Below are 7633 nucleotides of genomic sequence, written 5' to 3' on the forward strand. Positions count from 1 at the left end.
CTGCCTCATGGCCGCGCACCACCGTCTGCCGTGCCAGCGCTCCTGCGCAGCAAGGCGGCGAACACCTGGCGCTCGCCGCCGGCGGCCGGTGGCTGGCCGCCGCGCACGCGCACCTCCGACACGTCGGCCTGTGCCGCGGTGGCCACGCCGAACAGGCGCGGCGCGCTGTGGGGCGCGGCCGGCACCGCCATGACGAGCAGGCGCGCCTCGCCGGCCGCATCGAGCCAGGGCAGATCGAAACGCTTGACCGCCGGCTGCTCGGGCGTGCCGCGCTTGAAGCGGTTGGTTTCGCCGGCCCCGTCGGGGTACACCGCCTGCAGCGCGCCGCGCGCGTCGATGCCGGTGATGACGAGGTCGAGCGAACGGCCGCTGGTGTTGCGCACGTTCAGGCGCACGCGCTCCCCCGTCCTCAGTGCAGGCAATGCAGGCAGCACGCTCGCGGCCTCGGCGACCGGCACGCTGCGCAGCAGCCGGTCGGCGCTCCAGACTTCGAGCGCCACATCGAAACCGTCGAGCTGGCCGCCCTTCGCATGGGCCTGCAGCTGGGCCAGCCACTTGAGCTGCGCCAGCGCCTGCAGGCGGCGGCGCAGCGCGGCCACGTCGGGCACCACGACGGTGGAGGCGGCAGTGCCGAACACGGGCGCGAGCGCTTCGAGGCGATGGCCCGCGGGGCCGAGGTCGGTCCAGCGCACGTCGGCGCTCGCGGGGTCGTCGGCCAGGCGGATCGCGGCCGGGTAGTCGAGGCTCAGGCCGGCGGGCAGCGGCTTGTCGGCGCGCACGCGCAGGGCCGTCGCGGCCGGCTCGGCAATGGGCGTGACGCTCCAGAACGCGCTGCCCGGCAGGTCTTTCAAGGCGGCCGGCACGGCGAGCCAGGCGCCGCCGAGCTTGATCTGCACGATGGCGGCCGGTGCGCGGCGCACGGTGCCGTCGTCGAGCGTGGCGAGCACGCGCACCTCCTGCTGCGGCGCCAGGCCGTCGAGCAGGCCGGCCTTGACGGCCAGGCTGTCGCCGCTGCGCTGCGCGCCCCACACCGGGCGCGTGGACGCGGGCGCGCCGCTGTTGGCGAACAACGGCGCATCGAGGTTGCCCTCGGCCACGGGCGAGGGTAGCTCGCGCGTGGGAAAGCGCTGCGCGAGTTCGTCGATGACCGGCGGGTACAGCGCGAGCACGCCGTCGAACAGGTCGCGCCAGGTGGCGGGCTTGCGCGCCAGCGACTCGACCACGGCCCAGGTCAGGAGGCCCTGCGGCCGGGCGCTGCGCGCCTTGCGCGGCAGGCGCAGCTCGGGCGTGATCTGGTGGCTCTCGGACGCGAACAGCGCCACGTAGCGGGCGCGCGGCACGGCATCGGTCGCCGCCGGCGGAGCCAGGGACCGTGCGGGCGACGCACCGCCCATGAGCTGCGTCGTGCGCAGGCCGCGCCAGCGCACCTCGTCGTCGGCCGGGCCCTCGGCGGTCGCGGGCGCATCGCCCGTGCCGCGTGTCATCGAGTTGGCGGAGCAGGTGTCGAACACCGAGGCGACGAACACGTTCTTCGCCAGGAAGGCCTGGATCCAGGCGTCGAAGTCGACGTCGCGCAGGTCGCCGCTGAGCGCGGCATCGGCGCCGAGCGTGCCGCGCACGTCGCGCGCGAGGAAGTTCTCGGACAGCCCATCGGGCTCCTGGTAGCGCTTGGCCACGTCGCGCAGGCGCGTGCCGTGGCCGGAGAAATACAGCAGCACGAAGTCGCCGCTGGCCGACTGCGCAAGCAGCCGCGCCAGCGCCTCGTGGATGGCCTGCGATTCGGGCAACGCGGCGCCGGGCACGCCGTCGGCGAGCACGGCAATGTCGGGTGCGGCGAAGCCCTGCTTCAGCAAGGCATCGCGCATGAGCATCACGTCGTTGCGCGGCGCCTGCAGCCACAGGGCCTGCGGCTGGTTGACGAGTTCGGAGACGCCGACGAGCAGCGCGCGCTGCGCGGCCTGCGCGGCGACACCGCCCGCGCCCCACACCACCAGCGCGAGCAGGAACCGCAGGCTGCACGCGCGCAGGTTCATGGCGGCTCCGAAGCCGGCCCGGCCGACGCCACCAACGGCGACGTCGCGAGCACCGACAAAGCGCCGACCGGGTCGGCCACGCGCAGATGCCAGACGCCATTCGGCCCCGGCCCGCCGACCACTTCGGCCGACATCGTGTGCAGCAGGCGATCGGCCTCGTCGATGCGCACGCCGTCCTTCCAGCGCACGACCAGGTTGGCCTGCGCCGCGACCGGTGCGGTGGGCACCGAGCGGAAGCGCACGTCGTCGTCTTCGGTGGTGCCACGCCCGCCGATGAGCCCCACGTTCTGGATCACCGCGAACAGCGCCACCGCTGCGAAGGCCGGGCGCGCCCAGCCTTCGGCGCCGAACCAGCGGCGGATGCTGCCCCACCAGCCGTCCTCGGGCCGCGGCAGCGGCCGGGCGGGCGATGGCGGCGGCGCGGCGGGGGCCTCCTCCTGCGGTTGCACCAGCGCGCGGCCCAGTTGCAGGCCTGCGTCGCGGTACAGCGCCTGGTAGTCGGTGCGCGGGTCCTGCGGCCCGAGCGGCGTGCCCGAGAGCACCGAGAACGCGCCGGCCACGCCGCGCAGCGCGATGCGCCCGGGCTCGGGCGCGATGTCGGGCGCCGCGTGCGCGGCCCATTCGTCGTGCACCGCGCGGATCGCGGCGAGCCGCGTGGCCGACACCTCGCCGAGCACGCGCGCGGCCAGCTGCGGGCTGGGCTCGAGCGTGAGCACGTTCCAGGCCTGGATCACGCCGAACATCGGCTCGAAGGGCTCGTCGTCGGGCTCCAGCAGCACGTCGAAGGGGCCGGCCCAGTCGGGCTCGCCCGCGGCCATCCAGCCCTGCCAGAGGTCGCCGTGGATGCAGCGGTCGAGCAGCACGCCGAGCAGGCGCCCGTCGTGCACCACGCTCACGAGGCGGCCCGGCGCCCAGCGCGCGGTGAAGGCGCGCCGGGCGACAGCCTCGCGGCGCCGGGCCAATTCGGTCAAAGGGAGCAGCAGGTCCGACACCACGGGCGTGCCCGCGTTGCCGTGCGGCATCGCGACGGGTGCAGCGTCCGGCGCAGCATCGCCGGGCGGCGCGCCGGTTTCGAACGCATGGCGGATCACGCTGAGCGGGGGCCAGAGGTCGGTGGTCATGGCGTCTGTTCCTGAATGGCTATGTCTTCAGACATAAGACGCTTCAGCCCCGAGGATTTTGAAAACCTGCAGGATCGCCGCCATGTTGTCGGCCTCGATCGCGATGCCCAGGGTCTGGCCGATCCAACTGCCGATGCGGGTCTGCGCATAGCCGGCGCCCAGCCCTTCGCGCTTGTGCACGAGGCCCAGCCGGCCGGCGCGGTAGTGGTACGAGGCGATGGCGTGGCGCGAGGCGACGCCCGACAACCCGCCCTCGGCCTCCTGCCCGAAGCCCTCGCACAGCAGGATGCGCTCGGGCTCGGGCAGCCCGGCGATGAAGGCACGCGCCGCCAGCTGCACGGCCTGCGCGCTCAGGCCATGCTCGGCCAGGCAGCCGTCGAGGTCTTCGCCCGGGCCGAGTTCGTCCTCGAGCTGGGCCTCGGTGATCTGGTCGCCGATGGACACCTTGCGGCGAAACGAACTGGCGCGCGTGCAGTCGATGAGGTAGCGGCGGAAGTACGCGCACAGCGCGAAGGCGGTGGACGGTGCGCTGTGGCCGGCGCGCTCTTCCGACTCGTCGGGGTCGGCGTCGAGCCGCAGCACCTTCACGTAGATGAACTGCGCCACCAGCTCCTGCCGCCCCTCGCCCAGCACCTGCAGCTCGGGCGGGTTGCAGGCCACGAGCGCATCGCCCACGATGCGGTACATGGTGCCCATGTCGTCCGAGGACAGCGTCTGCCGGCGCCGCCAGAGGCGGACGAGTTCAGAGCTCTCGGCGGACGAAAGGGTTTCCTGCATGAAGGGCCAAGGGGGTCGAAAGAAAAGAGGTCAGTCGTCGACGCAGACGCCTTCCGTGGGCACGAGGCACTGCGGAAGATTGGCGCCGACCGGGCCGCCGCGCGTGCGGATCGCTCCCGACACCGCCGCCTGCGCCACGGCCAGGCCGCGCGGCAGAAGAATCCACAGCTGCCCGCGCTCCTTCATGCGGCGCGCGTTGGTGGCGGCCTGCTGGCCGTTGCCGAAGAAGTAGTCGGCCCGCACCGCGCCGCGGATGGCGCCGCCGGTGTCCTGCGCGATGGTCAGGCGCTGCATGGGTGCGCCGCTGCCAGGCGTGCGCGTCGACACGAACACCGGGTAGCCCAGCGGCGTGCTGCGCGGATCGACCGCGATCGAGCGGCCGGCCGACAGCGGCACGCCGAAGGCGCCCACCGGGCCGCCCGCGGGCGAGGTCGATTCCTTGAAGAACACGTAGCTCGGGTCCTTGATGCCGGAGCCGGTCACCGCGCCGGCCGTGCGCCGGCCCGGCACCACCACCGCGCCGCTGGCCGTCGGCCGTGCCAGCGTGAAGCCGCGCGTGCGGATCACGCTGTTGTCGATGGCGCCCGTGTCTTCGTCGTCGCCGTCGTCCAGCGTCAGCTCGAGCGAGCCGCCGCGCACCTTCACGGCGCTGCGCGGCTTGCCGTTGGCGGCCTGCGCGATGGTCGGGCGGAAGGGCTGGCCGTTCTGCTCGGCGTAGGCCACGCGCACGACTTCGCCGCTGGGCAGCTTGATGCGGCCCGAGCCCTGAATCTGCATCTCGTACAGCGCCGTGGCGCTGCTCACGAAGGCCAGCACCTTGGCATTGGGCGCGCCCTTGGTCTCGATCTCTTCGCGCGTGTAGTACGGCAGCAGGCGCTTGCCGTCGATGCGCAGGCGCACCTTGCGGTCGAGCGTGTCGCGGGTGATGGCCGACAGGTCGAGCGCATACAGGCCCGGTGCGCCCATGTCGCGCGTGCTCAGGCCGCTTTGCACGATCACGTTGCGGCCTTCGACCTTCGCGGCCACCGTGCCGCTGCCGGCCGGGAGCTTGCGCGCATCGACGAACAGCATGTCCTCGGGCTGGCCGTAGACCGGGTAGATGAACGGCGCGACGTAGGTGCGACTGCCCGCGATCTCGGGCTCGAAGTAGCCGGTGACCACGCCGTCAGGCTTGCGGTCGTCGTCGCGGATCTGGTAGGCCGAGAACTCGCTCTCGAAGAAGCCGCGAATGGCCTGCGTGCTCTTGCCGTCGACCTTCAGCGCGCGCTCGCACACCTCTTTCCATTCGGCGCCACGGCCGTTGAGCACCTTGCAGCTGCCCAGGAAGGCCGGCCAGCTTTCCGAGAAGTCGTCGCGCGCCCAGCCCGGCACGGCGTCGAAGCCGACCGAGGTGTAGGTGGCGAGCTGGGTCGAGAAGGTGCGCGCCTGCCCCGCGACGCTGCCGCCGGTGGGGCGGGCCGGTGCGGTCGCGGGGTCGGTTGTGGTGGGCGCAGTGGCGGCCGAACCCGTGGCGGTCGGCGGCGTGTTGGCGCAAGCGGCCAGCAGCACCAGCGCGACCACGGCGGCCGTTCGGCAAAGGGGAAGCGCGAAGTGCGGCGACGGTGACGTGTGCATGAAAGTCTCCTGGTCGTGGAAAGGGGGCCGAAGGCGGCCGACGCTCTACAGACGATTACTTCTCGACGATTTTGAAATTCGCGACGCCATAGACGTCGTTGCACGGCGGGGCGCCCGGCGCGCACACCGGTTTGCCCAACAGCGGCGACGGCCCCGTGCCGCGCGTGGCTTCGAGTGCCGCGAGCACCGGCAGCGGGAACTGCGGGAACACGCCTTCGTTCTGCACGCCCGAGGCGCCGAAGTCGCGCTCGTGCTCGCTCACGAGCACCGCGAACTGGTTGGTGCCGGCCGGCCCGCCGGCGTCCATCGGCCAGGAGGCGCGCGGCAGCGCGAGCGCGGCGTTGGCGGTGATCTTGTTGTACTTGTCGAGCAGGTTCGGGAACAGCAGGAACATCTCGCCGCCGCTGGACAGCAGGAACACGTAGACGAAACCGTCGCGCTTGCTGCGCACCTCGAAGGCCAGCTTGTCCTTGCCGATGGCGACCTCGGCCTTCTTCGGCGTGGCCGTGACTTCGAAGCCCGGGGCGGCGCCGGCTGCGAGCGATTGCAGGGATTCGGCCGGGGTGCGTGGCTTGGGAGGCGGCGGAGGTGGCGGCGGCGGTGGGGCCTCGGCGACCTGGGTGGGGGTGTCGGGGGGTGGTGCGGGTGTGGCGGTTTGCGCCGTCTTGCCGGCATCGCCTTCGCTGCCCGAGCGGCCGAGGAACCACCAGCTGCCACCTGCTGCGGCGACCAGCACGGCGGCGGCGACTGCGCCGAGGACGGCCTTGTTGCTGCCGCCACTCTTGTGGTCGTTCGCAACAGGTGCCTTGGCGGCGATGGGCTTCGGCATGTGGGCCGTGCCGATCACCGTCGGTGCATCGGCACCTGATTGACTGCTGCTTCGTGCGCCCGACGGCGGCACGGTGCGTGGCGTGGGCGCGATGCTGTGGCCGACTTCGAGACCCAATGCCGCGCGCAGCTCCGCCATCGACTGCGGCCGCGCTTCGGGCCGAACGCCCAGGCCCGCATCGATCGCCGCGAGCAGCCGGTCGCTGTAGCGCTGGCGCAGGATGTCGTTGCCGGCCAGCGGCACGTAGCTGTCGGACAGCAGCCGCGCCACCGACGGCGGCGGCGCGCGACCGCACACGGCGACGTGCATCACGGCGGCGAGCGCGTAGACGTCGGTCCACGCGCCCTGCGACATGTCGGGCATCTCGGCGTACTGCTCGATGGGCGCGTAGCCGGGCTTGAGGATGACGGTGATCGCCTGCGTCTTGTCGGTGATCACGCGGCGCGCGGCGCCGAAGTCGAGCACCACGGGGCGGCCAGAGCCTTCGAGCAGGATGATGTTGTCGGGGGCAATGTCGCGGTGGTAGCAGTGGGCGTTGTGCATCACGGCGAGGGCCTGGGTGACGCCGTCCATGATGCGGGTGAGCCAGGCTTCGTCGACGCCTGCGGGGATCGCTACGAGTGCCTCTCGCAAGGTGTCGCCCTTGTAGAAGGGCATGACCATGTAGGTGGTGCCCTTTTCTTGCCAGAAGCGGTAGACCTTGAGGAGCGAGGGGTGGTCGAACTGGGCGAGGAGGCGGGCTTCGTTGATGAAGCTGCGCATGCCTAGGTCGAAGGTTTCTCTGTGGCGTTCTGAGAGGGGGACTACGGTGCCGTCTTGCTGTCTTGTGGAGAGCGAGGTCGGGAGGTATTCCTTGATGGCTACTACGCGCTCTAGCGTGTGGTCCCAGGCTTCGTAGACGACGCCGAAGCCGCCTTGGCCGACTACTCGGGTGACTTCGAATTCGGCGAGGCGGCTGCCTACGGGGAGGAGGCCTGCGTCGTGGGTGGCTGTGGCGGGACTTGTTACCGGGGTGCCTGAGGCTGTGGTGAAGCCGCCGGCTGTGATGACTGTGGCTCCGCCTGTGTCAGCTTCGGTTGTGGGCGTGCGTGAGACGACTCGGGTGCGGTCGTCTTCCGGGGGAAGGGCGTTGTCGGTCATTGACCTGCTCCTGCTAGGTGAACGCCGTTTTGGGTTTGCTTCCCGAGGCCGGGTCTCGCCCCGGCAGGCGACCTACTTTTCTTTGCTTCGCCAAAGAAACGTAGGCAAAAGAAAGGCGA

Annotated in this window: 5 protein-coding genes; all 5 read right to left on the minus strand. The window is 71.7% G+C overall.

The window, feature by feature from the left end; translation table 11 throughout:
* Positions 1 to 5 precede the first annotated feature (5 nt).
* Genes AC07OX_RS31295 through AC07OX_RS31315 form a run of 5 tightly spaced genes read right to left on the minus strand, consistent with a single transcriptional unit; the run spans position 6 to position 7514 of the window.
* Positions 6 to 2033: a caspase family protein gene (locus AC07OX_RS31295; protein WP_495262760.1), complete on the minus strand. Its 2028-nt coding sequence runs from the start codon at positions 2031 to 2033 to the stop codon at positions 6 to 8.
* The gene (locus tag AC07OX_RS31300) at positions 2030 to 3154 is read right to left on the minus strand and encodes a hypothetical protein (RefSeq protein WP_495262759.1); all 1125 of its coding nucleotides are present in this window, start codon (positions 3152 to 3154) and stop codon (positions 2030 to 2032) included. The genes AC07OX_RS31295 and AC07OX_RS31300 overlap by 4 nt, the downstream gene beginning before the upstream one ends.
* 27 nt (positions 3155 to 3181) lie before the next feature.
* Entirely contained in the window at positions 3182 to 3931 is a 750-nt protein-coding gene (locus AC07OX_RS31305; RefSeq protein WP_062482983.1) for a hypothetical protein, read from the minus strand.
* A 30-nt stretch (positions 3932 to 3961) separates the two neighbouring features.
* A complete protein-coding gene (gene mltA / locus AC07OX_RS31310; RefSeq protein WP_495262758.1) occupies positions 3962 to 5545 on the minus strand; it encodes a murein transglycosylase A in 1584 nt (527 codons plus the stop codon).
* A 55-nt stretch (positions 5546 to 5600) separates the two neighbouring features.
* Positions 5601 to 7514, minus strand: coding sequence for a protein kinase domain-containing protein (locus AC07OX_RS31315; RefSeq protein WP_495262757.1), 1914 nt, complete (start codon positions 7512 to 7514; stop codon positions 5601 to 5603).
* Positions 7515 to 7633: the final 119 nt, after the last annotated feature.

Source organism: Variovorax sp. GW821-FHT09D07 (assembly GCF_059416345.1).

Excerpts from the sequence above, each read along its gene's own strand:
- AC07OX_RS31300 (WP_495262759.1), bottom strand. The coding sequence starts at position 3,154 with ATGACCACCGACCTCTGGCCCCCGCTCAGCGTGATCCGCCATGCGTTC.
- AC07OX_RS31295 (WP_495262760.1), bottom strand. The coding sequence starts at position 2,033 with ATGAACCTGCGCGCGTGCAGCCTGCGGTTCCTGCTCGCGCTGGTGGTG.
- AC07OX_RS31305 (WP_062482983.1), bottom strand. The coding sequence starts at position 3,931 with ATGCAGGAAACCCTTTCGTCCGCCGAGAGCTCTGAACTCGTCCGCCTC.
- AC07OX_RS31315 (WP_495262757.1), bottom strand. The coding sequence starts at position 7,514 with ATGACCGACAACGCCCTTCCCCCGGAAGACGACCGCACCCGAGTCGTC.
- mltA (WP_495262758.1), bottom strand. The coding sequence starts at position 5,545 with ATGCACACGTCACCGTCGCCGCACTTCGCGCTTCCCCTTTGCCGAACG.